Source organism: Mesorhizobium sp. 131-2-1, from assembly GCF_016756535.1.
Classification (GTDB): domain Bacteria; phylum Pseudomonadota; class Alphaproteobacteria; order Rhizobiales; family Rhizobiaceae; genus Mesorhizobium.
Genome location: NZ_AP023247.1, coordinates 3659708 through 3685216, shown reverse-complemented (window position 1 = coordinate 3685216; position 25509 = coordinate 3659708). Strand labels below are relative to the sequence as shown.

The following is a 25509-nucleotide window of genomic DNA, read 5'->3' as shown; positions in this document are numbered from 1 at the left end:
AGAACCGTCATGAATGTCTGAATGTGAGTTGTGGCGGTGGATATCGCATCAGGGCGGCGATTGCCATCCCGAGGCTGGTGCATGCCGCCCAAAAGTGGGGCCCGGTTTTGGGGCAACGGCATGCACCAAAAGAACCGTCACATTCGCATCGCAGAATTCAGGCGCTCGATCATGGTCAGGGCGTGCTGCTTCTTGTCGAGATTGTAGGTCTCGGTGTCAGATATAGCGTTCTGCGCTTCCTGCCAAGCTTCGGACAGCGCCTTGGCCCGCGCCAGATCGCCGGCGAGAGCCGCTTCGCTGGCGCCCGATGACAAGAGGTCGAGCGCGTGGCGGTTGAAGATGTCGAACTGGATTGCCTGGTCGCGGCCGGCGACCGCCTCGGCAAGCCGGTGGGCGCCGGCGACATCCTTCTTCGTCGCGGCGACCAGGGTGTCAAGCGCGGCCGCGATCTCCAGCCCGCCATATTGGGTCAGAAGGATCGCGTTGCGGGCACTGCCCCCTGCCCGCTCCGCAAGTGCCGCGCGCGCGGCCGGCTCCTCGGGTGGCGGCGGCTCGATGCCCTGCAGAACCGTCATCAGCTCCTCGTCGCCAAGCGGCGTCAGCCGCACCATCTGGCAGCGCGAGCGGATGGTCGGCAAAAGGCTTCCCGGCGCATGCACGATGAGGATGAACAGCGTGCGCGCCGGCGGCTCCTCCAGATTCTTCAGCAAGGCATTGGCGGCATTGGTGTTCATGTCGTCGGCCGGGTCGACGATAACGATGCGGTAGCTGCCGTCGTGCGAGGTCATCGACAGGAAGCGGCTGACCTTGCGGATCTCGTCCACGGTGACGACCGTCTTGAAGCTCTTGGTCTTGTCGTTGACCGGCCGGGTCAGGTGCAGCACCGAAGGATGCGCCCCAGTGGCGATCTGGCGGAACAACGATGAGGCCGGGTCCGGCTGGGCGATCGCGTCCGGCGCCCGCTCGAAGGCCGGATGCTTCAGGAGATGATGCGCAAGGTGGAAGGCGAGCGTCGCCTTGCCGATGCCGACCGGCCCGGCGAGGATCAGCGCGTGCGGCAGCTTGCCGGAGCGGTAGGCGGCGGCAAACATGGATGCCGCCTGATGGTGGCCGACCAGGCGAGCCGTCTCGGACGGCTCCGGCACGCCGTCCAGCGTGTCGTGCTGCTCGGGGGCGATGCGTTCGAAGATCATGCCGGCGCCGTCTGCCGCTTCTCGGCCGGCGTCATCGTCTCCAGCGCCGCGAAGACGGCGGCGGTGACGATGTTCTCGACCGTGTCGGGGTCGGCGGAGGCGTCGATGACGATGCAGCGCTCCGGCTCGGCCTCAGCGATAGCAAGAAAGGCCTCGCGGCGGCGGCGATGGATATCGAGCGTTTCCTTCTCGAAGCGGTCAGGGCCGTCATCGGCGCCGCGGCGGGCGGTGGCGCGGCGCAGGCCCTCGGCGGGATCGATGTCGAAGATCAGCGTCATGTCGGGCACCATGCCGTTGATGGCGACCGCCTCCAGCGTCTCCATGAAGGCCGGATCGAGACCGCCGGTGACACCCTGGTAGACGCGCGAGGAATCGATGAAGCGGTCGCAGAGCACGATCGAGCCGCGCTCGACCGCCGGCCGGATGACCTGCTCGACATGGTCGGAGCGCGCGGCTGCGAATAGCAGCGCTTCCATCTTGGGGCCGAAGGGCTCGGCGGCACCGGAAAGCAGCACATGCCGCACCGCCTCGGCGCCCGGCGAGCCGCCGGGCTCGCGGGTGACGAGGACGTCATACTTCTTGGCGCGCATGCGCTTTGCCAGCCGCTCGATCTGCGTCGACTTGCCTGCCCCCTCGCCGCCTTCGAAGGTGATGAAAAATCCGCTCGTCACCGGAAAAAGCCTCTGCCCGTGCTGGACGCTGTCATAGCCCTCGTCTGAGAAAAGGTCCACGCCAGAGGGGCTCATCATTTCACGGAAACGCCGAACCGCTCTATCTCGTTGTTTTGACGCAATTCCCGACCGAAAACCGTTTCACACTTTTCCTGGAATTGCTCTAACGCAGCCAGCCGACGGCCAGTTCCTTGGCGGCATCGAGCGCGCGCTGCGGCAGCGTGCCGACGCCGACCGTTTCGGCGGCGAACAGCGGCGTCTCCTGGCTCAACGTGTCGCCGATCCAGACGCGCAGCTTGCCGACCGGCTGCCCCTCCTCCACCGGCGCCGAGACCGGCCCATCATAGACGATTCTTGCGGTCAGCTTGTCGCGGTTGGCGATTGGCAGGAAGATATCGATCGGTCCCTTCGCCTTCAGCGCCACGCCGGATTTGGCGCCACCGAACACCTGGGCCTCGCCGACCACCTCGTCCTTGGCGAAGATCTCGGTCTTCTGGAACGAACGCACACCCCAGTCGAGCAGCTTGCGCGCCTCCTCGGAGCGTTCGCGATCGCTTGCCAGCCCGCTCATCGCGACGATGACGCGGGTACCGTTGTGGCTGACCGAGCCGACGATGCCGAAGCCCGCGCCCTCGCTCATGCCGGCGACGAAGCCATCAGCCTCGATGCCCATGGCCAATAGCGGGTTTCGATTCTTCTGGGTGATCTTGTTCCAGGTGAAATCCGCTTGGCCGTAGTAGCGATAGAAATCGGGGTAGTCGCGCCAGATATGCAGCGCGAGCTGCGCAAGCTCCCGAACGGTCGTCCGCTGGCCGTCTGCCGGCAGGCCGGTGGCGTTGACGAAGGTCGATTTCTGCAGGCCGAGCTCGCGGGCGCGCTCGGTCATCTGCGCTGCGAAATTGGCCTCCGAGCCGGCCATGCCTTCGGCCAGCACGATGCAGCCGTCATTGGCGGCCTGCACCGTCACGCCCAGGATCAGGTCCTCGACGCGAACCGCCGATTTGAGCTTGGCGAACATGGTCGACGTGCCGGACGGCGCGCCGCCGGTGCGCCAGGCGTTCTCGCTGACCACGAAGGTGTCGTTGAGCGTCATGCGGCCGGACTTGATGGCGTTGAAGACCACTTCCATCGTCATCAGCTTGGCCATCGAGGCCGGCGGGATCGGCTTGTCGGCATCCTTGGCGAACAGCACGGTGCCGGTGTCGGCATCGATCATGAAGGCCTGGGCCGCCTTGGTTTCGAAAAGTTGCGCGTTGGCCGGGATCAGGGAAAGCAGCAACAGGCAAAGCCCAGCGAGGGGCGGAAAAAGGCGAAACTGCATAAAGGCTCGACCTGTTAGCCGGTATTGGCAAGGGCAAAGCTATCAGGCTTTTTTCCGGCGGATCAACCGTGCGATCGAAATAGATCAGTCACGCACGACAAGCGCGTCCGGCGCGCCGTGCGACCAGGCGGCTTTCAGCAGATCATCGACGCTGCCATGGCCGTCCGGATAGACGTTGACCGCGTACCAGTCGTCGCCATCGAGCTCGGTGCGCTGGATTTCGGTCCTGCCGAAAGCCTTGAGCGCCGCCGCCACCCGCTTCGCCTCGGCGGCATCATCGAAAGAGCCGGCGGCGACATAGTCGGCGACGGCCGGCGACGTCGAATTGGATTTCTTCCAGGACTGCAGGATGTCCGACGGCGACATCCCGGCGCCGTCGAAGGCGGCGAAGACGTCGGCGCGTCCGACGCGCTCGTCCGCGTAGGAGAGCGAGGCCATGGCGAAGGGCGAATTCGGCGGCAGATTGATCTCCGGCCGCTCCGGCACGATCGGCCCGAAATCGGGCAACACGACATCGCTGACGCCCTGCGCCGACATCGCCGGCTGATCCGACAAGGCCGGCTGGGCGGCAGGGGCATCCCCGGAATTGGTCAATTGACCCGGGAACGGCACGGCGGCGGCAGGCGCGCCGACCGACAGGCTCGGCATCGGGCCGTTCATGGCCACCATCACGCCGGTCGGCAAGCCGTCCGACGGATCCGGCCGCCTGTTGCCGGGATGGTAGGAGGCCATCAGATACTGGTCGTCATCGCCGTCGAGTGGCGCCCGGCCGACGTATTCGACCTTCACCTTGGCGGTGCCGACCTTGGCATAGTCGAGCATTTGCGCGGCGCGCTCCGACACGTCGATGATGCGGCCCTCATGGTACGGGCCGCGATCGTTGACGCGCACGATGACCGAGCTGCCGGTATCGAGATTGGTGACGCGGGCGTAGCTCGGCAGCGGCATCGTCGGATGCGCCGCCGTCAGATGCGTCATGTCGTAGACTTCGCCATTGGCGGTCAGCCGGCCGTGGAAGGCATCGCCATACCAGGACGCCAGACCGACCTTGGCGTAGCGCTTGTCTTCCTTGGGATAGTACCACTTGCCGCGCACCTGGTAGGGCTTGCCGAGCTGGTCGCGGCCGCCGCCGCGCCGCATGAAGGCAACGCGCGGGCTGGCCTTCACGCCATATTCGGTTTCGGCGAAATACTCCTTGGAGCGCGGCCTCTTGTCGATCATCGCCTTCGGTTGCGGCGTCGACGTGCAGGCGGCAAGCAACACCGCCGACAGGGCGCACAGTGCAAGAGCAGGAGCGCGACGAAGACGCGGGCGCGCCGAAGTCTGCATTTGTATGATGTCCCCTACAGTCTCGCCACCAGCTGAACGTCAGCGGAGCCAAAGCACCAGCCCGACACTTGCCAGCGACACCCGGATCCCCAATCCCCTTGTGCGCAGGAATTGCTTATCACGGTATTAACCGATTGTGGTCGGAAGGGGGCGAGATTGTGGCAAGAGCCGTACTGGTGTGGATGTCACACAACTACGGCGCCCTGCTGACGCCGAAAGTTTGTTGGGAGAGCCTCGCATCTCCTCAAAAAGGCTCAGGAACAGTCGCGCCGGATCAAGCCCGCCGGCGCAAGTCAATGCGGTCAGTCCGTCGACGTGACAACCTGTGCCGTCACAACCGACAGCTTCTGACGCCTGATCAGAACCGGCTTTTCGTATGTCTTTCTCATGGTTCCCTACCCCGTGGCAAAATGGCCACGCCACAGATTGGCCAGCCCTGCGCCGCATTGTCAATGAGGCCGGCTTGATTGGCGGAAGCTGTTGCGTTTTGTGGCGCAAACGCCACGGGTGCGGCGAAGCAGCAATGCTCGCATTCGTTTCGTTGAAGCCGTGTTCTCTGAGCCGTACGGCCAGCCCGTCATGTCAGATCGGCGCGCTTTAGCTCGACCTTCAGATGCCGAGCGGCGCCGGAGTCGGCAGGCTTACGCATCGGAACGCCCCACGCAAAACTTGAATTCGATTCAAATAGCGGGAAGCCGCTTCCGTTCCGTTAGCTGTTGCTGATTTAGCAATCTGCGACGTATTAACCGTTCGTAGACCGCGCTGTCCTATTCTGAGACAGCGCGGTCAACTAACTACCCCTGGCCGCGCAGGCGGCTCCGGCAACCCCACCCCAACGCCGGTCGGAGCCGCCACACTCGCCTTAAATACCAGCGATGGTTGAATCAACTGTTACCACACGTACTTTCCAGCGCACTCTTCCGATCGCTAGACTTTTAGGGAATCGCCGGGCGCTCCCAGAAACCCTGTCCGATTTAGCGGTCCCTGGCTCAACCGCCGAATGAAGCATTCTGGTCCTTTGGGGAAAGGGACGATAAGCGGAAGCTGTTGCGTTTCGGCAAATGTACAGAGCGGCGCGGTTGACAGGTCTTTGCGCCACGCACTAGAGCAGTGCGGGTGCGATTGACCTTCTGCTTTGACGTGCCAACAGCACGATCCGAACGTCAACACAGGCACCCAAGTGATTGAAAGATCACCATGGAGGGATGGCCGAGCGGTTTAAGGCACCGGTCTTGAAAACCGGCGTGGGCGCAAGTTCACCGTGGGTTCGAATCCCACTCCCTCCGCCATACGTCCTTGGTTTACTTGCATAATCTTCCTTCTATTGATCTTACGTACAAAGCTGCGAACAAGGGGGAAATGGCATGGAATCGCCATCCATTGGACACTGTAGACTGGGCACAGATCAGAGCCCATCGATACGCAACGGCGGCCCCTCCCCCTGAATGGCCGGCTGGAATCAAGGTGACCAGCATTGAGGGGCTTACCCTTCTGGGCATGCATCCGGTTACGAATCAACTGTTCTGGGATGGTCAGGAACTGGCGACTGTAAAGCGCCTCGCCACCTTCGAGCGAGGCATGGCGCTAGCTGCAACCATTGCAACCGTGGTTGTGGCTCTGGTCGAAATCGGACGTGCCATAGGCATTGTTACTCACTAAAAAGCCCGCCACCGTGAGGCAGCGGGGCCGCTACCGCCGACCAACTGCGGTGCCAATTGTTTCCTGCGACTATCGGCGGGCCCGCGACAGAGACGCGGACATGGGAGACCACAACATGGAGCATTTCGTAAGCCTTCTTCAATCGGTCTTGGGGTTGACCGCGAGACAAGGCTGGACTTGGCTCGTCGCTGGTCTGTCGGTCCTAGGGCTGAATTCCTTTGGGGTCGGACCGTTTGCGAAGTTGGATGCCGGCTGGGTGGCCGTCGCCGGCTTAGCTGCCGTTTTCGGAGCCGCCATCCTGATCGTTTCGCTTGGCGCTTATCTTGTTGGAATGGCCAATTCACGATGCTGAAAGACGGCGGATAGCAAAGTCGAACCAAAGCCAGTGGGAGTTTTGGAATCAGGAAGCTCTCAAGAATGTTGAAATTCTCAATCGCGCCGAGCAGGCGGCGCTGGCATAGATAATCCGCAACGGACAAAAGCGATTTCGGACGGACTTCCTCGCGATGATGGACGGAAATCTGATTACGAAGCGGATCGTACTTGGGCCACTAGGCGCTACTAGCGACGTATACGAAGTGATCGACGGAGTGTGGGAAATTCGAGGGGAACTCCTGAAACGTTATGTCGGGATCAACACTGAGGCTGACCCACCATGGACACCCTATGGCGTCGTCGGAACTTATAGGCCCACCACCTGAAACGCAGAGGGTCATCGTTTCGTATCTCAAACTCACAGGATCTGGTCTAAACCTTGGATAAACTCCTCGTCGGGGCGATATACTGATCGCTTCGACGAATCGAGAGGAGGTTCCGATGGTCGAGCACCTGTTGTCTCAAGGGCCCTACAGCCTGTTGAGGCGCCTGAATCTGTTGGGTCGGACTGATGTGTTTGATCGAGCTTCGGCTCACATCTTGCATCGGGCTGGCTTAGCCGTATGGGACAAGCAAAACCGGACGTGTGGACGTAACCGAATACGGCTTGACGATGAGGCGGACGGTTCGGCTGGCACCATGGCCTCGGTGGGGATAGCCGCTGTCGGCCAGGGGGCAGGTTCAGACCTACCCAGTCGTGACCCCGCGACCGCTTCGGGCGAAATTTCCTGCAAAGCCACATTGATGTTCTGAGAAGGCCAATCTGGCTTTTGCAAATTGGGCAATCCGGACCAGCACAGATGGACCTGCGCCCCTGCCAGGCACGACATCCGGTCACCGGAACAAAACAGCCTGTCACGCATCGTGCTGGAACCATTTGCAGCCCGAAGATGTTTCGCGTGCTGAAGTTCAACCGCGCTGAGGTTGTTTCATGATCCCGAACCGGACTGAACTGATCGATTTTGGAAGATCGCTGTTCTACGGCCGACATACCGCAATGATCGCCAACCCGCCTGTTTCGACCGCGTTTCAAAGAGGCGTCTACGCCGCTCGCATGGGGATGGAAAGGGACGACAACCCCTTTCCGTGCGGGCATCCGTCCCGCATCGATTGGATCGACGGCTATGAATCCTCGGTCGAAGTAGATCTCGACTGAGCAGGCTGACGCCACCGCCATCATGGGGCTCATCGGACGCGCGCCTCCGAAGCACGCCGCCGCAGTGCGGGCAGGCTTCGACGTATTCCTTTGCCTTGCCGGTGCGGCGCTTGATCTCGTCGGCAACCGCGGTTTCCGATGTCAGGCCCTTCGCTCGGACCTCGTCGAGCACGGCCTCGAATTGGTCTTCAGGGATGCTGGCAAACAGTATGGCGCGGTAGAGGTAGGCGCGCGACTTGCCCATGACGCGAGCGGCCTCGGCTATCGAGAAGGCCGCTTCGCCCGCCCGGCACATGGCGAGATAGTCCTCCAGCGTGAAGTTCGGCCGATCGGAATGGGAGTGTTCCCCCGGGGAACAGGCATCGGTCATGCCGCTTCTGCCTTCAGCTTCTCGATGTCCGACGGCAGCAGCTTTCCGCGCCTGGCTCGATGAACAGCCCTTTCGAGCCTGTCACCGCTCGGGATGCCTTTCCCACTGAGCCAAACCCTGGCTGCCTCGACTGTCTCGGGAGGATCAAGAGGAAGCTCGTCGGTGAACGTCTCTCGCGCGTGCGTATACGCTAGACTTTCCTCTTCCCGGCCACACCTTGGATTAGGCGGAGACGGACACTCCCTCCGCCAATTTCTCAATAAGCTATAGCGAAAACAACAGCTTGAAATAGCCTTCCCTTCAGACCCACCCCCAGACCCACCAACCTTCTCAATCGCTATTTAAGGCGCCAGATGAAGTTCCATCAGGTCTGCCTGAACGACGATCTTAGCACAGGCGCCGAGCGTCGACCCAGATCCAAGATCGGGCAAATGTTTAGACGGCAGTACCGATCACGGCCCCAATGCCAGCGGTCAATGCCATTGCCAATGCGCCCCAGAACGTGACGCGAACACTTGCCTTCAGCGCATTGGCACCACCGGCTTTGGCCCCAACGGCACCCAGCAGTGCAAGGAACAGAAGCGAGGCAATTGACACAATTGGGACCAGCCTCGCCGCCGGCGCAATTAGCACCATTGCCAGCGGCATGGCTGCACCGACCGAAAACGCGGCGGCCGAAGCCAAGGCAGCCTGGATCGGCCTCGCGGTCGTCACCTCCGAAATACCGAGTTCGTCGCGCGCGTGGGCACCAAGCGCATCCTTCGCCATCATCTGGTCCGCGACTTGCAGCGCCAAATCCGGCTCCACACCACGCGCCACATAGCTCTGTGCAAGCTCATCGCGCTCGAAATCGGGCTGCGTTGCGAGTTCGGCCCGCTCTCGGCTGAGGTCAGCCTGCTCGGTATCGGCTTGCGAGCTGACCGACACATATTCACCCGCCGCCATCGACATCGCGCCCGCGACCAGGCCGGCAACCCCTGCGACGAGAACATCGCTTGCCGCGGCATTGGCCGCCGCAACGCCGACGATCAGGCTGGCCGTCGATACGATGCCGTCATTGGCGCCAAGCACGGCAGCGCGCAGCCAACCGATGCGCGATATGAGATGGCTTTCACCATGCAGGCGGCTCACGTCGTCACCGTATGCGCCGCGTCGCCGGCCGCAGCATCCTGACCAGCACGTCCGATTTCATGAAAAAATGCTGCCACAACGACCTCGCTTGCCAGAGCCCTCCTAGCCCGAGGTTTGTGCGAACGTGTTGATCTATGACAAATCGATTTGCTGCCGTCCATGAGCTTGGACATCCGGCTGTCAGCCCCCCTGACAGCCAGTTGTCAGCTTCGTCGTGGGATATTGCGTCATACGCGCCCAAACCGGCTTCGCGCCCACAACGTGGAACAATTCGGATGAAACAGATTGCCCTGTCGCTTTTAGTGATCGCCGCCTCAGGCGCTTATGTGTGGGACGAGGCGGGGAAGAGCCCAGCCGAAGATACCCTTGATTTCGGACTCCCGGCGGACGCGGCAGCGGCGCCTGTCGGGCGATCAAACGTAGCCGCCCACAGCACCGCCCTGCCCGCAATTCGCGCTGTTCCGGCGCCGCTCGAAACGGAAGTCACGGCCCGCTTCCCCGTCGCCAGCGAAACGCCGGCCAGCATTGCGGCGCCAGCCCTGAGGTCAAGTGTTCCGGCGATGCCGCCGGCGGTTCCATCCGCGCCGCCGGCTGCGCCCTTCGTCAGCGCAGCCGCGCCGCAAGCGCCGACCTTCGCCGTCACGCCTGCCGTCTACATACCCATTCCCCAGCCAAGGCCGGCATACCCGGATGCGCCGGCTCGCGTCATCCGTACGGGCATGAAGCTGGCGGCGCATGGTTATGCCGATGGCGTCTACACCGGCCCAGCCGCGGATGCCTATTATGGCATCATCCAGATCCAGGCCCTCGTCCAGGGCGGACGCCTGACGGCGCTGAAAGTGCTGAAGTATCCGTCGGACCGCCGCACTTCCGTCAGCATCAACAGACAGGCGCTGCCCATGCTGCGCGACGAGGCGATCAGTGCCCAAAGCGCCAATGTCGACATTATCTCCGGTGCGACGTTGACCAGCAGAGCCTTCATCCAGTCGCTTGGCGGCGCGCTGAAGAAGGCGTCGTCCTAATTTCATGCGCGCGACACGGATCCTCATGGGGATGCCCGTCACGGTCGATATAGCCGGCGCGTCGAAGGGTGAGCTGATCGAAACGGTCTACGGATATTTCGAGCAGATCGACCGGCGCTTCAGCACATACCGCTCCGATAGTGAGATCGCGGCCATCAACCGCGGCGATGTTCCGGTCGCCGACTGGAGCGGCGAGATGCTGGAAGTGCTGGCTATCGCCGAACGGACGAAAGGCGAGACGGACGGCTACTTCGATATTCGCAAGCCCGACGGGTCGCTCGATCCTTCCGGTATCGTCAAGGGCTGGGCCATCCGCAACGCGGCAGCCATCGTTCAGCGAGCCGGCATAAGGGATTTCTTCATCGAGGCGGGAGGCGACGTCCAGTCCTGCGGCAAGAATGCTTCGGGCTATGACTGGAGCGTCGGCATCCGCAATCCCTTCAACGCCGACGAGATCGTAAAGGTCGTCTATCCCCGCGGCCGCGGCATGGCGACCTCCGGCACCTATGTCCGCGGCCAACACATCTACAATCCGCATGGAATTGGCCGTCCAATCCAGGACATCGTCAGCCTGACCGTCATTGGCGCCGATGTGCTCGAAGCCGATCGTTTCGCCACTGCTGCCTTCGCCATGGGCCGGGACGGCATTCTGTTCGTCGAGCAGACGCCTGGCCTGGAGGGGTATGTCGTCGACACCAATGGCCGCGCCACACCGACAAGCGGGTTCGGAGCCCTTTGCCTGCCATGATCAAGACCGTCGACCGATTTCTCGATCAACTGACCATGTACCGGCTGGTCCTCTACTATCTGATGGCGCTGGTCGGGGCAGCGTTCGTGCTCGGCTTGGTCAGGCTCGTGCCACATGATCCGATTGCACTCGCCTTCACGACCGCTTTAACCCTGGCCGCCTGCTGGCTCACCAACAAGGTCTTCGCGCGTATCTTCGCAGTCCCGGCCAACAACGAATCCGTCTACATCACAGCCCTCATCCTTGCGCTCATCCTCGATCCGGTAGCCGCCACGGACAGCAAGGGGATCGCGGCGCTGGCATTCACGTCCGTCTGGGCGATTTCATCCAAATTCATTCTCGCCATCCGGCGGAAGCATCTTTTCAATCCGGCTGCATTGGGCGTGGCGCTGTCCGCGCTGCTGCTCGACCAACCCGCCACCTGGTGGGTTGGCGGCAATCTAGCGTTGCTTCCGCTCGTGCTCCTCGGCGGCATGCTCATTGTCCGGAAACTGCGCCGGCTCGATCTTGTCTCCACATTCGTTGTCGTGGCACTGGCGACCATCCTGGCAACCACGGACCCATCGCAGTACTGGACCGCGCTTGCCGAGACCCTGGGTTCGTCGCCTCTGCTGTTCTTTGCCTTTGTGATGCTGACTGAGCCGCTGACCGCTCCGACGATGCGATGGCCGCGTATCGCCTTTGCCGCCATCGTCGGTTTTCTGTTTGCGCCCGACATCCACATCGGCTCGTTCTATTTCACACCGGAACTGGCACTGCTCGCCGGCAACTTGTTCGCCTATGCGGCAGGCCCGAAGGGGCGCTTCGTGCTGACCCTGGAACGTATCGACCAATCGGCCGTCGATTGCTTTGACTTCATCTTCCGGTCACCGCGCAAGCTCGCCTTTGAGCCCGGCCAGTTTCTCGAATGGACACTCGGCCTCGATCGTGCCGACAATCGCGGCAACCGCCGCTATTTCACGGTTGCATCAGCGCCGACGGAGGAAACGGTCCGCCTCGGCGTAAAGTTCTATCCGCAATCAAGCGCTTTCAAGCGCGAACTGATGACCATGAAGCCAGGCAGCACGATCCACGCCGCGCAACTGGCCGGCAACTTCACGCTGCCCGCCCGGCGTGAGACCAAGATCGCGTTTCTGGCCGGAGGCATCGGCATCACGCCGTTCCGCTCGATGCTGCAATATCTCCTCGACCGCAAAGAGCGGCGACCGATCGTCGTCCTCTACGGAACCGAAGGCCAGCAGGACATCGCTTATCGCGACGTGCTTGATGCCGCCAGGCGGGAACTTGGAATCAAGACGGTCCACGCCGTGGCGCGAGGAGGTGAGCGCGGCCAGTACCCCGGATACATCGACGAGCGCCTGGTACGTCTGGCGATACCCGACTTCCTTGAACGCACCTTCTACATTTCCGGCCCGCAGGCGATGGTCAAGGCTTTGCGCCAAAGGCTGCTGGCCATGGGCGTTCGCCGCTCGAACATAAAGGTCGACTATTTCCCGGGTTTCGCGTGAAGCACGCGCTCAACTGTGTCTCGGCAGGGAAAAGGTCACGACCAGACCCGGATCGGCGTTGTCCATGGCAAGGTGTCCGCCATAGGCTTCAACGATGTCGGAAACGATGGCCAGGCCAAGGCCGCTGCCGCCGCCCTTGCTGTCGAGCTGGACGCCGCGTGACAAGGCGGATTGCCGATCGGCATCCGGTATGCCCGGGCCATCATCGGCGACCGCGACGATCACCTCTCCAACTGCGGCGGATGCGTGGACACGGACCGACGACTTTGCGTAGCGCGCGGCGTTCTCGACCAGATTGCCCAGAATTTCGGACAGGTCGCCTTCGTCGATTGGCGCCGTCAAATCCTCCGCGACGTCCATCGTGAATGAAAGCCGCTTGCCGCTTGGCGTCCTTCTGACGACGGCAATGACACCCGCCGCAGTCTCCGATACCCGGCAGGATGCCATGCCGGCAACGCCGGGCGCCAGGCGGGCGCGCGCGAGCTCCCGCTCGACATGGCGCCGGATCGCTCCAGCGCTCTTCTCGATCTCGTCGGCCAGATCCGTTTCGCCCTTCCTGCGCAACGCACGGATGTCGGCCGACAGCACCTGGAGCGGCGTCTTGAGACCGTGCGCCAGATCGGTAGCGCGCGAGCGGGCTCGTGCAAGAGCCTTCTCCTGGGCATCGAGAAGACGATTGATTTCGTCGGCGAGCGGCTGCACCTCGCTTGGTGCCGTCACCTCGAGCCGTGCCGTTCGCTGCGCGATCACGTTTCTGACGGCGACCCTGAGGGTCTGCAGCGGCGCAAGGCCGACGGTGATCTGGATGAAAAACGCGGCCATGAGAACTGCAGCGAGCATCAAGAGAGCTGGAGCGAGATCGCGAACATATTCGCTAACAGACACCTCAACGGTTCGATGATCTTCCGCCACGATTGCGCGAAAGGACCGGCCTCCGGCGTCGATGATCGTACGCTCGACCGCAATGCTAAGTTCTCCGGCAGGGCCCGTGATTTCTTCGACCGTCCGCAGTTCGCCGCCCTCGCCCGAGGCAGGCAGGACCAGCTTGGCGTCCCACAATGATCGCGACCGCTCGAGACTGCCGGTGCCGATGTCCTCCACCTGCCAGTAGTAACCTGACAGCGGATTGGCAAAACGAGGGTCGGTGAGCACCGGGGTCACGACAAGGCGGCCGTCGCTTGTGAAGGTCGTTGCGCCGATCAGCTCGTTGAGGTCGACCGTCAGTTCGCCCACCACGCGCCGCTCGACGTGGAGCTCGAACAGATAGCGCAAGCCGGCGCCGGCGATGGCGAGCGCGACAAGGATCGAGATGGTTGCCGCCAACCACAGCCTGAAGCGGATAGAGTTACCCATCAGGCGGGATCATCGGGTATCAGGTAGCCGAAGCCGCGTCTTGTTTCGATGACATCGCTGCCGAGCTTGCGTCGCAGCCGCGCTACAATGACCTCGATCGTGTTCGGATCGCGGTCATTCCCTGAATCGTACAAATGCTCGGCAAGTTCTGTCGGCGCTACCACCCGCCCGGCGTGATGCATCAGAAACGCCAGGAGCCGGTATTCCAGCGGCGAAAGAGAAACGGGAATGCCGCGCAGAGTGATGCGCATCTGGCGGGTGTCCAGAAGCAACGGGCCGGACTTCAACACGGGTGCCGCCTGCCCAGCTGAGCGACGCAGGATTGCCCGCAACCGGGCAAGCAGTTCTTCCATTTCAAAGGGCTTCGGAAGATAGTCGTCAGCGCCGGAATTAATGCCCTCCACACGCTCCGTCCACATCCCCCTTGCAGTCAGAATGAGAACCGGAAACCGGCGTCCGTTGGCCCGCCAGCGCTTCAGGACGGTAAGGCCATCGAGCTTGGGGAGGCCGATATCCAGAACGGCGGCGTCATAGTTCTCCACATCGCCAGCAAACCAGGCAGCTTCGCCGTCCTGCACCAAATCGACAGCCATTCCGGATGCCCTGAGAGCAGTCGCGACATCGGCGGCTATGCGGGCCTCGTCCTCAGCCAGGAGGATCTTCATCTGTCCCCCTCCCCGTCGGGCAGGATGACACCTGCACCGGCGTCCACATCGACGATCGTTCGCCGGCCGTCGGCGCCGACGACCTGGAACCGGTAGACCCATTTGTTGGCTTTACGCACGAGATTGACCGCGACGACGTCGCCCGGGGCCTGCGCGCGTACGATGTCGAGGATATCGGCAAGGCCCTTTATTTCGCCCTGCTCATAAAGGTCCCGCGCCCGGTCGTGGTCGCCATCGTCGTCCTCGTCGGCGCGCGTGTCTACCGGCTGGACCAGGACAAGCCCGGTCAGGCCCAAGATAGCGAGGCGCTTCAAACTGGCCATCATGAACTCGGCATGTCGCACGTCGAAGCTTTCAATCCGCTGTCAGCCATCCTCAGCTGCCTGCAAGCAAGGGTTCTCTATCAAGGCATGATCGCCGCCAATCATGGCAGCGCCGAGAAGGATGTCGAAACCATGCGCAATTCCCTGCTTTTGCTCCTAGCACTTGGGAGCCTGACCATCTTTGCCCCGCCGGCGGTCGCTGGATCGGACGAAAGCTCGTGCAGCGCGTCACCTTCCGCCGCGCAGGCCGGGCCGATCAATCTCGACGCTATCCCCATGCAGGATGCTACCGGCCCCATGGCCATCAAGGGCGTGGGCGATGACGACGGATGCGGCGACGGCCTCACCTCCGACAAGGCCGCTTTGAACAGCACCGATGACGACGGCCGGGAAGAAGACGACTGAAATCACCGACCTGATCCCGCCTGGGCATCATTGACGCCTGCCCCGCCAGCTCGTCGCCAACGCCGAGCCCCCCCTTCGCTTCGCCAATTTCCAAGCCCGTCTCCGGAGAGCTTTTCTGATGATCGCAATCCAGCATATCCACCCCATCCTCGTGCATTTTCCCATTGTGCTCATCTACACGCTCGTGGTCCTCGACCTCGTGGCGCTTGCGAGCAGCAATGCCGTGACGAGACGCTCGGGCGTGGGCACGATTTCCACATTCGTTGCGCTCGCAGCGGGAGTCTTCGCCATAGGAACCTGGTTCTACGGCGGACTGGCGCTTGACCATGCCGAAGCTGCCGGCTTCAGCAGTGCCATAGCGGAGACGCACGAAAGCCTTGGCGGAATCACGGCATTTGCCTTTCTGACCTGGGGGGTCGTCAGAGTCGCATTGTGGGTCCGCAATCGCGAGTTGGGGCCACTGGCGATCGCCGTTCCCGTAATCGAAGTTGCAGGCGCGGCACTTGTAACCGTCACCGCCTACTACGGCGGCCTGCTTGTCTATGATCTGGGTGTGAATGTGGCCAGAGCCGCCACAGGCGGCTGAGGCCTGTCTCCAAGCCTGTCGACAATTGTCGATCGGCAAAGCGGCTGCATTCCCCACCATGCTTCGGACCTCAACCATGCGGCTCTCATCGGATGCGGGTTGAATGGGGTACGGTCCCGCCGAGAGCGCGCCCTGCCCTTGATCGATGCTGGTGTCTGCTTTCATGCTCGAAGAACCAGCGCTTCGTCATCTCCGAGGCCAATAGATACACCCCGGTGATGGCGATGAGCCCGACAAGCACAGGCAGGGGCAGAGGCACAAATCCGAAGTACGCAGCGAAGGGAAGGTAGGGCATCGCGATCGCGACAAGCGCAACAGCCAGCGTAAGCCAGGCAAGCAGTGGGCTGGGGCGGCTCGTCCAAAACGCCTTGTGCGTGCGCACGATGAGCACGATGGCGAGCTCTGTCAGCAGCGACTCGACGAACCATCCTGTCTGGAACGCAGCCGCCGTCGCATTTGCAAGAAGCAGCAGGAAAGCGAAGGTTGCAAGGTCGAACAGCGAGCTGACCAGGCCAAAGCCGACCATGAATCGCCTGACGAAGCTGATGTCCCAACGGCGCGGCCGACGCAGCTGGTCCCGGTCGACATTGTCGGTGGCGATGGCAAGCGAAGGAATGTCGGACAGGAAATTGTTGAGCAGGATCTGTGCCGCCAGAAGTGGCAAGAAAGGCAGGAACAGCGACGCGACGGCCATGCTGATCATGTTGCCGAAATTGGCACTGGTCGTAATGGAGATGTACTTCATCGTGTTGGCGAACGTCTTGCGGCCGTCGTCAACCCCGCGCACGAGCACGTCGAGATCCTGTTTCAGGAGGATGATGTCGGCGGCCTCGCGGGCGACATCGACAGCCGTGTCGACGGAGATGCCGATGTCCGCCTCGTGCAGCGCGGGCGCATCGTTGATGCCATCGCCCAGATAGCCGACGACATGGCCGCAGCTGCGTAAAGCCTGAACGATGCGCTCTTTCTGGTTAGGATCGATCTCGACGAAGAGATCGGTCCGCTGGACGCCTGCGAAAAGTCCGCTCTTTGTCAGTTTCGACAGGTCTTCACCGGTCATGATCCTGTCAGCCCGCAGGCCGAGTGCGTCAGCAAGATGCGCGGTGACGTAACGGTTGTCACCCGAAATGACCTTGACGGCAATGCCACGGTGGGCGAGTGCCGTCAGCGTCTCCTTGACACCGTCCTTCGGCGGATCGAGGAAGAGCAGGAAGCCTGCGAACGTCAGATCGGTCTCCTCCTTCCTCGATCCGGCCCCCTGGCTTTTGAGGTGGCGGATTGCCACTCCCAGAACACGATAGCCGTCCGCGCTCCAGCGTCGGAACTTCTCGTCGATTGCGGCGCGAAGCGTGTCGTCCAAGGGCTGCGACCCTTTTGCGGTTTGAACAAACCCACAGGCGTTCAGGACATTCTGCACTGCGCCCTTTGTGATCAGGAGGTCTTCGGCGTCCTTGGTCCGCACGACAACGGAAAGGCGCTTACGGATGAAATCGTAGGGAATCTCGTCGACCTTCGCAAAGGCGGTCAACCTTGCGTCTGTGCCTTGCGTGCCGGCTATCGCTTCGTCAAGCGGGTTCTTCAATCCGGTCTGCATGGTCGCGTTGAGACGCGCCCAGAGCAGGACATCCGTGGATAAGTTGCCATCGGGATCGAGCCATCCGTCGAGGTGAATGACCCCTTCCGTCAGCGTTCCGGTCTTGTCGGTGCAGAGCAGGTCCATGCTGCCCAAATTCTCGATGGCATCGAGACGGCGAACGATGACGCCATTGGCCGCCATGGCATGGGCACCCCGAGCCAGCGTCACGCTGATAATCGCCGGAAGAAGTTCCGGGGTAAGGCCGACCGCGAGCGCCAGGGAAAACAACAGTGATTCAATCAGCGGCCGATGGAGAAGAAGATTGGCGAAGAACACCAGTATGACAATCGCCAGCATGATCTCCGTCATTAGATAGCCGAAAAGCCTGATCCCCCTGGCAAAGTCCGTCTCCGGGACACGTCGTTCGAGGGCCGCTGCGATTGCCGCGAACTCGGTGCGCTGGCCGGTTGCCGCCGCAAGCACAGTCGCGGTGCCACTGCGGACCGACGTCCCTGCGAAGACGGCATTGCTGCGCTGGGCGACGGAAGCGCCTGGCGCAGACCGGCCCGGCGCTTTCACAACTGGAAAGGTCTCGCCGGTCAGCACGGCCTCGCTGACATTGAAATCGCGCGCATCCAGAATGATGCCATCCGCGGGAACAAGGTTTCCTGCCGAGAGCCGGATCACATCGCCGGGCACAACGTCTTCGGCTCCGATCGATCGCTCGACGCCGTCACGCCGGATCGCGGCCTTGCTCGAAATGCGCCTTTTGAGCGCCTCTGCCGCACGCGACGCGCCGTACTCCTGGGTAAAACTCAGGACACAGCTAGCCAGCACAATCGCGCCGATAATCGCGGCCTCCTGGCCTTCGCCGACAAATGCCGAGACGATGGCCGCGAAGATGAGAATGAGGACGAGTGCGCTGCGAAACTGCCTGACAAAGACGGCCGGCGCCGACATGCCGGATCGGGACACCAGGGTGTTTCGTCCGCATTCTGCAAGCCGGGACGCCGCCTCGGCACTTGAAAGCCCCGAAGCGGACGTTTGCAGCCGGCGCAGGAGTTCGTGTGTTTCGATCGACCAATAGCCGTCGCCGGTGGCGCCTGTCGATATGAGGGCAGATCGCATCTGGTCCCTTCGCTTGCCGCTGCATCGCGTCCGGACTGGTTGAGTTCGCCGGACACCATGACCGGAGACCGGCGCGACATGGAGCGCCAGATGGCGGGCTCCTTCCTTGATCGGGATCAATGAGCCTTCCCACGGACGGCTATGACCGATCCTGGACGAACCACCCACAACAAGGCAGGAACCATCGACGGCAAGCGCGCCCTGGAAGATCAATCCTAGAGGCGCCGAGCAAAATGGTTCCGACCTTTGCGGCGGCAATCACGGCTGCTGCAGGGTTTCGATATAGGCAAGGATAGCGTCGATTTGATCGGGGCTGGCAACCCATTCGGGCATATCGGGGTGCCCGGTCGAAAGGCCCTCGGCCAACGCCTCTTCGAGATCCGCGATCGGATAGCGCTGCGACAAGACGCGAAATGCAGGAGCGTCGGGGTGGCTGCTCTTATCTGTTCTTCCGATAGCGTGGCATCGCGCGCAATTGGATTCGACCAATGCCTTCCCGTGCGATACCGGATCGGCGCTTGCCCAACTGCCGGACAGGCCAAACGCCGCAGCAAGGGCCACCACATGCAGAGCACATGCTAACAATCGGCTCAGCCGTGCCAAGTTCATCGCAATGCCCCTCCGGTGGTTTTGCCCACGGCTGTACTTCCTCGAGAGCCGATCACGCTACGGTGCTCGCCGCCATGTCTTCGATGGCACTCTCGGCTTCCCTGCGCACGCGCCTGGCCATGTCCGAGGTGAGCCGCGACCCGACGCGGGCGAGATTACCGGCCTCAGTCGCATAGTCCGAGGTCGCGTTCTGCAGAAAATTGCTGGTGACATCGAAAACGTCCACGAACTCGTCGCCAGCGAAGAGATCATCGATCAGTTTGACGTTTTGCTCGCAGCGGCGTTTCAGGAAGGAAAGCGTCTCGATCTGACAACGTATGGCGGCCTTGAGAGCAGTCGCCTGAAGGTCGGCCGCGGCAAAGAGGAACTTCTGGCCATTGGTCATCGTCATTGGTCCATTCCGTTTCGTCATGGGTATTTCAAGAAAGCTAACCCGAGCCGACGGAACGTCGTTGATCGAGATCAAGGTACACCCTTGCCGCAGTACCCAGGCGCGGAGCCCTTGACCCAGATCAATACGGCTCCGTCGGCGAGGTGCTTTGATGCAGCCCTCGTCAGGTTTACCGGCTTTGGCGAAGCGGGCGCGGAGGATCGCGTCGCAAGCGCGGATTCGCGAAGCGATGAACCAACTCGGCAAGGGTTCCTGGCGAGCGGTCCGCCGACCTCGGGCTCTGGCGCCCCTTCCCTGGAGGGGTGGACGGGTCGAGGCGGCGGTACCTGCCGATCAAACTCACTTCGAGGACAAGTCCATGGCTGAAGCTGGCGAGATCGTGCAGGTAGGAAACTCGATGAAGAAGTCACTTCGTCAATTGTGGACGGTGGATTGACCGATGTTTCGTGACCGTCAGGAAGCCGGACAAAAGCTTGGCATCGAACTGGAAAAGCTCCGGCTGCATCAGCCTGTGGTGCTGGCCCTACCGCGAGGCGGCGTTCCTGTCGCGGCTGAAGTGGCCAAGGCCCTCAGGGCCCCACTTGACCTGATTATCGTGCGCAAGGTGGGAGCGCCGGGGAACCCCGAACTGGCTGTTGCGGCGATCGTCGACGGCGATCCTCCGGATGTCGTGCTCAATCGAGACATCGTCGAAGCCTACGCGCTCGACGATGACCAGCTTCGGACCTTGATCGCCAGTGAGCGGCCCGAGCTGGAGCGCCGCCGGCTTGCCTATCGCGGAAAACATCCGCCCCTGTCGATCGCCGGAAAGACCGCAATCATCGTCGACGACGGCGTTGCGACCGGCACGACGATGAAGGTCGCGATCCGTGCCCTCAAAAGGCGCTCGGCTCGAGAGGTCGTCGTGGCCGTTCCCGTGGCGCCCCCGGACACTTTGGCTGAGCTTGCCTGCGAAGCGGATTGGATCGTTTGTCTCAATCAACCGGCGCATTTTCATGCTCTCGGTCAACACTATCTCGGCTTCCCGCAGCTTTCCGACGGCGACGTCGTCTCCGCGATGGACAAAGCGGCCCGGTCGCAAAGTGCCAGGCAGCGCGGGAAGCAAAAACAGATCATCGTGACAAAGAAACAGCGGCGCGAAGCAGGCGCAGAAAAGTAGGAGATCGGCCCATGCTGGTCCGCACACTCTCTAACCTGGAATGCACGAAATTGCTTACGGCCAATCGTATCGGCCACCTCGCATGCGCGAAGGATGGGCAGCCCTATATCGTACCGTTCCACTACGTCCATGCGGACAATCATCTCTATGCGTTTTCCATGCCGGGCAAGAAGATCGACTGGATGCGAGCCAACCCTCTTGTGTCCGTCCAGGTCGACGAACACGGCCAAGGGCGAGCATGGAAAAGTGTGATTGTCGACGGCCGCTACGAGGAACTGCCTGACCGGATCGGCTACAAGCTCCAACGCGATCATGCATGGACGGTGTTGAGCAAGCATCCCGATTGGTGGGAACCAGGTGCTCTCAAACCGGTCATTCCTCCCGCCTCCGACAGCGCGCCGCACGTTTTCTTCCGGATCCTCATCGAGCAGGTGTCGGGCCGGGCGGCGAGCGAGTAAGCCGCCCAGAGAAGGCACTGTTTGATGAGCGTCAAGGTGCCCGGCCGCGAACGCCGCCACAATGGTTGCGTTCAAGAGGGCAGCAAGGAATGCAAAACCCGATTTTTTCTGCCCATGGGGTGACCAAGGTCTACGACGCCGGCGAGATCGAGGTGTTCGCCCTGCGCGGTGTCGATCTCGAGCTCTATGAGGGAGAGATCGCCGTCCTGCTTGGGCCATCGGGCAGCGGAAAGTCGACTCTCCTCAACATTATGGGCGGGCTTGATCGCGCGACCGCAGGTGAGGTGCACTTTCGCGACCAGGATCTGACCACCTTCTCAGAAAGGCAGTTCACCCGCTTCCGGCGCGATCATATCGGCTTCGTGTTCCAGTTCTACAATCTGATCCCGAGCCTGACCGCCTGGGAAAACGTCGCGCTGGTCACGGAGATTTCGTCCAATCCGATGAAACCCGAGGAGGCGCTGGAGATGGTCGGGCTCAAGGACCGCCTAACGCATTTCCCCGCCCAGCTCTCCGGCGGCGAGCAGCAAAGGGTGGCGATTGCCCGGGCAATCGCCAAGCGCCCGGAAGTGATGCTGTGCGACGAGCCCACCGGCGCCCTGGATTCGAAGACAGGCGTTCTGGTCCTCGAAGCGCTGTCGCGGATCAACGAGGAGATGAAGACGACGATGGCCATCATCACGCACAATGCCGGTATCCGGCAGATCGCCCACCGCGTCTTCACCTTCAGGGACGGCCGCATCGCTGACGTCGCCATCAACGACCAGCGGGCACGGCCCGCTGAAGTAAGCTGGTAGCGTCGTGTCGGTTCTCGATCGCAAACTTCTGCGCGATCTCCTGCGGATGTGGGCGCAGGTCCTCGCCATCGCGCTCGTCATGGCTTGCGGCGTCGCCACGATCGTGATCGCCGTCGGCGGCTATCGCTCGCTGGAGCAAACCCGCGCCGCATTCTACGACCGTTACAGGTTTGCCACCGTCTTTTCCGGGCTGACGCGCGCGCCGCTGCATCTTCGCGAGCGCATGGCGTCGATCGCGGGGATAAGCGGCATCGAATTGCGTATCGTCAAGCCGGTTTTACTGGACATGCCTGGCATGGCTGAGCCGGCAACCGCCATTGCCGTCTCGATCCCCGATCGCGGCGAGCCTTCTGTCAACAGACTTTACCTGCGCAACGGCCGGCTGCCTGAATCCGGACGGCCCGGCGAGGTAGCGGTGACCGAGCGTTTCGCGACCGTGCACCGCATGGCGCCCGGAAGCACGTTCGATGCCGTCCTGAACGGCCGCAAGCGGACGCTTACCGTCACGGGCATCGCACTTACACCCGAATACATCTACGCGCTCGGCCCTGGCGACATGGTACCGGACCCGCGGCGCTTCGGCGTCTTCTTCATGCCCCGAACCGTGCTCGCCGGCATCTTCGACATGGATGGCGCATTCAACGATGTCGCCATGCGCACGCAGCGCAGTGCCGACATCCAGGCAGTCGAGGACGCAGTCGATCGTATCCTGAAGCCGTATGGAGGAACCGGGACGCATGGGCGTACCGACCAGATATCCCATGCATTTCTCGACAATGAGCTGATCCAGCTCCGTGCAATGGCCACCGTCATCCCCCCGGTGTTCCTCTTCGTGTCCGCCTTCCTGGTCAACATGATCCTGTCACGGTTGATCGTGCTCGAGCGCGAACAGATCGGGTTGATGAAGGCCGTTGGGTACGGATCGGGGGCAATCGGCTGGCACTATGCAAAGCTGACGCTGGTGATCGCGTCGACCGGCATCGCCATTGGCGCGGGTGCCGGCAATTGGCTGGGCCACGGTCTCACCACGCTCTATGCGCGGTTCTTCTCCTTTCCCTTCCTCATCTTCCAGCACAGTCTCGACTTGTATGCCATCGCCGCCACCATAAGCGCGCTGGCGGCCCTGTTGGGCGCGGCGCGCGCTATCTGGAGTGTTGTGAACCTTGCACCGGCGGTCGCTATGCAACCGCCGGCTCCGGCCCGATACCGAGCCTTCCTCACGAGCGGCCGACATCCTCTGCCGGCTTTCTCGCAATTGACCATCATGGCGTTCAGACATCTGGTGCGCTGGCCTCTGCGCTCGTTGCTGACGGCATTGGGGACCTCACTTGCCGTCGCTCTGCTGGTCACTGCGCTGTTCTCCTTCGATTCCATCGCCTTCATGGTCGACACAGTGTTCTTCCGTGCTGAGCGACAGGACGCGACCCTATCATTCGGGGTCGAGCAATCACCACGCGCACTGCAGTCGGTCGCCGCCATGCCTGGCGTGCTGCGCGCCGAACCGTTCCGGGCAACGGCAGTGATCCTGCGCCACGGCCATCGCGAGCGCCGGCTGGTGATCTCCAGTGTTCCGCAAAAGGCCGATCTCGCCCGGGCTCTCGATCTCGATCTCGCTCCGATCGATCCACCACAGGCCGGCCTCATGCTGTCCGAAAGGGTCGCTTCGCTACTCGACCTGCGTATTGGAGATCTGGCAGAGGTCGAACAGCTCGAAAAGGCGCATCAAAAGGTCCGCGTTCCCGTGACCAGCATTGTCCAAAGTTATGTCGGGCTCGCCGTCTACATGCGGACCGAGGCGCTCGACCGGCTGGTTGGTGGCGGACCACGCGTCTCCGGGGTGAGGGTAACTATCGATCCGGCACGCCTCGGCGACCCCTACAGCGCCATCAAACAGACGCCGGCTATCGCCTCGATCGCGCTGCAGGGCATATCGCGTCAGCGCTTCCGTGAGACGATTGGCGAGAACATCACAATCATGACCAGCGTCTACACGGTGCTTGCCGTCATCATTGCCTTCGGCGTTGTCTACAACTCGGCCCGCATTCAGCTTTCCGAGCGCGCCCGAGAACTCGCCGGCTTGCGCGTGCTCGGTTTCACCAGGAGCGAGGTTTCGAGCGTCCTGCTCATCGAACTGGCCACCATCGTGGCTCTGGCGCAGCCTCTTGGCTGGGTGCTCGGCTATCTGTTCTCGTGGTCTGTCGTCAGGGGCTTCGAAAGCGATCTCTTCCGCATACCGTTCGTGGTCAACCGTTCGACTTTCGCGCTTGCCAGCCTGGTCGTGCTTGCAGTGGCCACTCTCTCGGCACTGATTGTGCGGCGTCGCATCGACCGACTGGATCTCGTGCGTGTCCTCAAGACAAGGGATTAGTCCGATGAAGTCGATCTGGATGAAACGCCTCGGACTCGCGCTTGTCGCGCTTGCGCTGATTGCAGGTTTCGGCTGGGCTTTGCGCGAGCAGCCTGCGCTGGTGGATTTGGCTGAAGTCACCGCAGCGCCGATGCGAGTCACGGTCCGAGAGGAAGGAATGACGCGGGTGCGCGACGTCTACACAGTATCGGCGCCGATTGCGGGGCATCTGACGCGCACGGTGGTGAACGAGGGTGATGTGGTGAAGGCGAACAACACGGTTGTCGCTGCCATCCATCCGCTCGACCCTCCACTGATCGACCGGCGGGCGGAAGCCGAATTGCTCGCCAGCCGCGACGCAGCGCGCGCTGGTGTCGGTGTTGCCGAGGTCGAATTGCAGCGCGCGCAATCGGCTTTGAAGCTTGCCGAGGACGAATTGGTCCGCGCGTTCAAACTGTTCGGATCCGGCTTTGTCTCGGAGAGCGCTTTGCAGAAGCTCACCAACGAAGTCGACCTGCAGAAAGCCGCGGTGGATGCGGCGAAAGCAGTCATCCGGCTCAGAAACGCCGAACTTGCCAACGCAGAGGCTCGACTGCTGCAGCCCGATCCGTCGGATCCGACCGGTGACAGCTGCTGCGTCAATCTTCTCGCACCCATTGACGGAACGGTTCTTGCCGTCATGGCAAGGAGCGAACAGGCCGTAGCGGCTGGCGCCAAGATCGCCGAGATCGGCAACGTCCACGATCTGGAAATCGCTGTCGACCTGCTTTCAAGTGATGCCGTTCGCATTGCCCCTGGGACAAAGGCTAAGATCAGCGATTGGGGCGGCGATCATGGGTTGCGTGCGACGGTGAGACGCGTCGATCCAGCGGCATTCACCAAGGTTTCCGCGCTTGGCATCGAGGAGCAGAGGGTTACGGTCGTTCTGGATCTGGAAGACACCGACGTCCGGCTCGGCCACGGCTATCGAGTCTTTGTCGAAATGACTGTCTGGGAGTGCGCCCAATGCCTGCAGGTGCCGATCGGCGCGCTGTTCAGAAACGGCGACCGGTGGAACGTCTTTGTTGCTGACGGTGGTCGCGCCAGGCAAGTGGAAGTGCAGGTCGGGCACATGAATGACGATGTCGCCGAGGTGCTGACGGGTCTGAAGCCCGGTGCAAGCGTTGTCGTCCACCCATCCGACACCCTTGTCGATGGTGGCCCGGTGGAGAGGCGTCAATAGCCCTGGC

25 protein-coding genes and 1 tRNA gene are annotated in these 25509 nt (G+C 62.1%); 15 read left to right on the top strand and 11 right to left on the bottom strand.

All coding sequences use genetic code 11. The features are described from left to right. Positions 1–137 precede the first annotated feature (137 nt). From JG743_RS17790 to JG743_RS17775, 4 genes are all read right to left on the bottom strand, one after another. Positions 138–1193, bottom strand: coding sequence for a DNA polymerase III subunit delta' (locus JG743_RS17790; protein WP_202292099.1), 1056 nt, complete (start codon positions 1191–1193; stop codon positions 138–140). After that, entirely contained in the window at positions 1190–1864 is a 675-nt protein-coding gene (gene tmk, locus JG743_RS17785) for a dTMP kinase (protein ID WP_202302703.1), read from the bottom strand. The genes JG743_RS17790 and tmk overlap by 4 nt, the downstream gene beginning before the upstream one ends. Before the next feature lie 163 nt (positions 1865–2027). Then, positions 2028–3185 (bottom strand): D-alanyl-D-alanine carboxypeptidase family protein, encoded by a 1158-nt coding sequence (locus tag JG743_RS17780; RefSeq protein WP_202292098.1) that lies wholly within the window; start codon positions 3183–3185, stop codon positions 2028–2030. Positions 3186–3269: 84 nt separating this feature from the next. Continuing rightward, positions 3270–4514 (bottom strand): septal ring lytic transglycosylase RlpA family protein, encoded by a 1245-nt coding sequence (locus tag JG743_RS17775; protein ID WP_202292097.1) that lies wholly within the window; start codon positions 4512–4514, stop codon positions 3270–3272. 1199 nt (positions 4515–5713) lie between these two features. Here JG743_RS17775 and JG743_RS17770 point away from each other — a divergent pair. The 5 genes from JG743_RS17770 (at position 5714) to JG743_RS17750 (ending at position 8137) form a co-directional block, all read left to right on the top strand. Further along, positions 5714–5803: transfer RNA gene (locus tag JG743_RS17770), tRNA-Ser, on the top strand. Between the two features lie 175 nt (positions 5804–5978). Next, positions 5979–6173 carry a hypothetical protein gene (locus JG743_RS17765; protein ID WP_202292096.1) on the top strand — a complete coding sequence of 65 codons (195 nt, stop codon included), beginning with the start codon at positions 5979–5981 and terminating at the stop codon, positions 6171–6173. A 115-nt stretch (positions 6174–6288) separates the two neighbouring features. Then, entirely contained in the window at positions 6289–6525 is a 237-nt protein-coding gene (locus JG743_RS17760; protein ID WP_202292095.1) for a hypothetical protein, read from the top strand. Between the two features lie 954 nt (positions 6526–7479). Then, positions 7480–7704 (top strand): hypothetical protein, encoded by a 225-nt coding sequence (locus JG743_RS17755; protein WP_202292094.1) that lies wholly within the window; start codon positions 7480–7482, stop codon positions 7702–7704. A gap of 22 nt (positions 7705–7726) precedes the next feature. After that, a complete protein-coding gene (locus JG743_RS17750; RefSeq protein WP_202292093.1) occupies positions 7727–8137 on the top strand; it encodes a hypothetical protein in 411 nt (136 codons plus the stop codon). Positions 8138–8509: 372 nt separating this feature from the next. Here the strand turns inward: JG743_RS17750 and JG743_RS17745 are convergent, their stop codons facing one another. Beyond that, the gene (locus tag JG743_RS17745; RefSeq protein WP_202292092.1) at positions 8510–9205 is read right to left on the bottom strand and encodes a VIT1/CCC1 transporter family protein; all 696 of its coding nucleotides are present in this window, start codon (positions 9203–9205) and stop codon (positions 8510–8512) included. A gap of 275 nt (positions 9206–9480) precedes the next feature. Here JG743_RS17745 and JG743_RS17740 point away from each other — a divergent pair, with 275 nt between their 5' ends. The 3 genes from JG743_RS17740 (at position 9481) to JG743_RS17730 (ending at position 12483) form a co-directional block, all read left to right on the top strand. Further along, positions 9481–10227, top strand: coding sequence for an FMN-binding protein (locus tag JG743_RS17740; protein ID WP_202292091.1), 747 nt, complete (start codon positions 9481–9483; stop codon positions 10225–10227). Between the two features lie 4 nt (positions 10228–10231). Then, positions 10232–10975, top strand: coding sequence for an FAD:protein FMN transferase (locus JG743_RS17735; RefSeq protein WP_202292090.1), 744 nt, complete (start codon positions 10232–10234; stop codon positions 10973–10975). Positions 10976–11037: 62 nt separating this feature from the next. Further along, positions 11038–12483: an FAD-dependent oxidoreductase gene (locus JG743_RS17730; RefSeq protein WP_244672820.1), complete on the top strand. Its 1446-nt coding sequence runs from the start codon at positions 11038–11040 to the stop codon at positions 12481–12483. Between the two features lie 9 nt (positions 12484–12492). Here JG743_RS17730 and JG743_RS17725 read toward each other — a convergent pair whose 3' ends face one another. Genes JG743_RS17725 through JG743_RS17715 form a run of 3 tightly spaced genes read right to left on the bottom strand, consistent with a single transcriptional unit; the run spans position 12493 to position 14824 of the window. Then, positions 12493–13836 (bottom strand): sensor histidine kinase, encoded by a 1344-nt coding sequence (locus JG743_RS17725; RefSeq protein ID WP_202292088.1) that lies wholly within the window; start codon positions 13834–13836, stop codon positions 12493–12495. Continuing rightward, positions 13836–14501: a response regulator transcription factor gene (locus JG743_RS17720; protein WP_202292087.1), complete on the bottom strand. Its 666-nt coding sequence runs from the start codon at positions 14499–14501 to the stop codon at positions 13836–13838. The genes JG743_RS17725 and JG743_RS17720 overlap by 1 nt, the downstream gene beginning before the upstream one ends. Beyond that, positions 14498–14824 carry a PepSY domain-containing protein gene (locus JG743_RS17715; protein ID WP_244672819.1) on the bottom strand — a complete coding sequence of 109 codons (327 nt, stop codon included), beginning with the start codon at positions 14822–14824 and terminating at the stop codon, positions 14498–14500. Before JG743_RS17715 ends, JG743_RS17720 begins: the two co-directional genes overlap by 4 nt. A gap of 12 nt (positions 14825–14836) precedes the next feature. Here JG743_RS17715 and JG743_RS17710 point away from each other — a divergent pair, with 12 nt between their 5' ends. Then, complete coding sequence (locus tag JG743_RS17710; RefSeq protein ID WP_202292086.1) at positions 14837–15229, top strand: hypothetical protein; 393 nt, start codon at positions 14837–14839, stop codon at positions 15227–15229. 118 nt (positions 15230–15347) lie between these two features. Beyond that, the gene (locus JG743_RS17705; protein ID WP_202292085.1) at positions 15348–15815 is read left to right on the top strand and encodes a DUF2231 domain-containing protein; all 468 of its coding nucleotides are present in this window, start codon (positions 15348–15350) and stop codon (positions 15813–15815) included. Between the two features lie 85 nt (positions 15816–15900). Here JG743_RS17705 and mgtA read toward each other — a convergent pair whose 3' ends face one another. The 3 genes from mgtA to JG743_RS17690 all read right to left on the bottom strand — a co-directional run bounded on the left by mgtA (position 15901) and on the right by JG743_RS17690 (position 19513). Beyond that, positions 15901–18519 carry a magnesium-translocating P-type ATPase gene (gene mgtA, locus JG743_RS17700; RefSeq protein ID WP_202302698.1) on the bottom strand — a complete coding sequence of 873 codons (2619 nt, stop codon included), beginning with the start codon at positions 18517–18519 and terminating at the stop codon, positions 15901–15903. 258 nt (positions 18520–18777) lie between these two features. Further along, positions 18778–19128, bottom strand: coding sequence for a c-type cytochrome (locus JG743_RS17695; protein ID WP_202292084.1), 351 nt, complete (start codon positions 19126–19128; stop codon positions 18778–18780). Positions 19129–19180: 52 nt separating this feature from the next. Next, positions 19181–19513 carry a phasin family protein gene (locus JG743_RS17690; protein ID WP_244672818.1) on the bottom strand — a complete coding sequence of 111 codons (333 nt, stop codon included), beginning with the start codon at positions 19511–19513 and terminating at the stop codon, positions 19181–19183. A 445-nt stretch (positions 19514–19958) separates the two neighbouring features. Here JG743_RS17690 and JG743_RS17685 point away from each other — a divergent pair, with 445 nt between their 5' ends. From JG743_RS17685 to JG743_RS17665, 5 genes are all read left to right on the top strand, one after another. Next, positions 19959–20678: a phosphoribosyltransferase gene (locus JG743_RS17685; RefSeq protein ID WP_202292083.1), complete on the top strand. Its 720-nt coding sequence runs from the start codon at positions 19959–19961 to the stop codon at positions 20676–20678. Between the two features lie 11 nt (positions 20679–20689). Then, positions 20690–21136 (top strand): pyridoxamine 5'-phosphate oxidase family protein, encoded by a 447-nt coding sequence (locus JG743_RS17680; protein WP_202292082.1) that lies wholly within the window; start codon positions 20690–20692, stop codon positions 21134–21136. 89 nt (positions 21137–21225) lie between these two features. Next, on the top strand, positions 21226–21933 hold the full coding sequence (locus tag JG743_RS17675) for an ABC transporter ATP-binding protein (protein ID WP_202292081.1): 708 nt from the start codon (positions 21226–21228) through the stop codon (positions 21931–21933). Positions 21934–21937: 4 nt separating this feature from the next. Next, positions 21938–24301 (top strand): ABC transporter permease, encoded by a 2364-nt coding sequence (locus JG743_RS17670; protein ID WP_202292080.1) that lies wholly within the window; start codon positions 21938–21940, stop codon positions 24299–24301. Between the two features lie 4 nt (positions 24302–24305). Then, on the top strand, positions 24306–25502 hold the full coding sequence (locus tag JG743_RS17665; protein WP_202292079.1) for an efflux RND transporter periplasmic adaptor subunit: 1197 nt from the start codon (positions 24306–24308) through the stop codon (positions 25500–25502). The last annotated feature ends 7 nt before the right edge of the window (positions 25503–25509 follow it).

Bases quoted from the DNA above. Each gene is read 5' to 3' on its own strand.
- JG743_RS17790 (WP_202292099.1), bottom strand. From the start codon at position 1,193: ATGATCTTCGAACGCATCGCCCCCGAGCAGCACGACACGCTGGACGGC.
- JG743_RS17780 (WP_202292098.1), bottom strand. From the start codon at position 3,185: ATGCAGTTTCGCCTTTTTCCGCCCCTCGCTGGGCTTTGCCTGTTGCTG.
- JG743_RS17775 (WP_202292097.1), bottom strand. From the start codon at position 4,514: ATGCAGACTTCGGCGCGCCCGCGTCTTCGTCGCGCTCCTGCTCTTGCA.
- JG743_RS17760 (WP_202292095.1), top strand. From the start codon at position 6,289: ATGGAGCATTTCGTAAGCCTTCTTCAATCGGTCTTGGGGTTGACCGCG.
- JG743_RS17755 (WP_202292094.1), top strand. From the start codon at position 7,480: ATGATCCCGAACCGGACTGAACTGATCGATTTTGGAAGATCGCTGTTC.
- JG743_RS17750 (WP_202292093.1), top strand. From the start codon at position 7,727: ATGGGGCTCATCGGACGCGCGCCTCCGAAGCACGCCGCCGCAGTGCGG.
- JG743_RS17740 (WP_202292091.1), top strand. From the start codon at position 9,481: ATGAAACAGATTGCCCTGTCGCTTTTAGTGATCGCCGCCTCAGGCGCT.
- JG743_RS17735 (WP_202292090.1), top strand. From the start codon at position 10,232: ATGCGCGCGACACGGATCCTCATGGGGATGCCCGTCACGGTCGATATA.
- JG743_RS17730 (WP_244672820.1), top strand. From the start codon at position 11,038: ATGGCGCTGGTCGGGGCAGCGTTCGTGCTCGGCTTGGTCAGGCTCGTG.
- JG743_RS17725 (WP_202292088.1), bottom strand. From the start codon at position 13,836: ATGGGTAACTCTATCCGCTTCAGGCTGTGGTTGGCGGCAACCATCTCG.
- JG743_RS17720 (WP_202292087.1), bottom strand. From the start codon at position 14,501: ATGAAGATCCTCCTGGCTGAGGACGAGGCCCGCATAGCCGCCGATGTC.
- JG743_RS17715 (WP_244672819.1), bottom strand. From the start codon at position 14,824: ATGGCCAGTTTGAAGCGCCTCGCTATCTTGGGCCTGACCGGGCTTGTC.
- JG743_RS17710 (WP_202292086.1), top strand. From the start codon at position 14,837: ATGTCGCACGTCGAAGCTTTCAATCCGCTGTCAGCCATCCTCAGCTGC.
- JG743_RS17705 (WP_202292085.1), top strand. From the start codon at position 15,348: ATGATCGCAATCCAGCATATCCACCCCATCCTCGTGCATTTTCCCATT.
- mgtA (WP_202302698.1), bottom strand. From the start codon at position 18,519: ATGCGATCTGCCCTCATATCGACAGGCGCCACCGGCGACGGCTATTGG.
- JG743_RS17695 (WP_202292084.1), bottom strand. From the start codon at position 19,128: ATGAACTTGGCACGGCTGAGCCGATTGTTAGCATGTGCTCTGCATGTG.
- JG743_RS17690 (WP_244672818.1), bottom strand. From the start codon at position 19,513: ATGACCAATGGCCAGAAGTTCCTCTTTGCCGCGGCCGACCTTCAGGCG.
- JG743_RS17685 (WP_202292083.1), top strand. From the start codon at position 19,959: ATGTTTCGTGACCGTCAGGAAGCCGGACAAAAGCTTGGCATCGAACTG.
- JG743_RS17680 (WP_202292082.1), top strand. From the start codon at position 20,690: ATGCTGGTCCGCACACTCTCTAACCTGGAATGCACGAAATTGCTTACG.
- JG743_RS17675 (WP_202292081.1), top strand. From the start codon at position 21,226: ATGCAAAACCCGATTTTTTCTGCCCATGGGGTGACCAAGGTCTACGAC.
- JG743_RS17665 (WP_202292079.1), top strand. From the start codon at position 24,306: ATGAAGTCGATCTGGATGAAACGCCTCGGACTCGCGCTTGTCGCGCTT.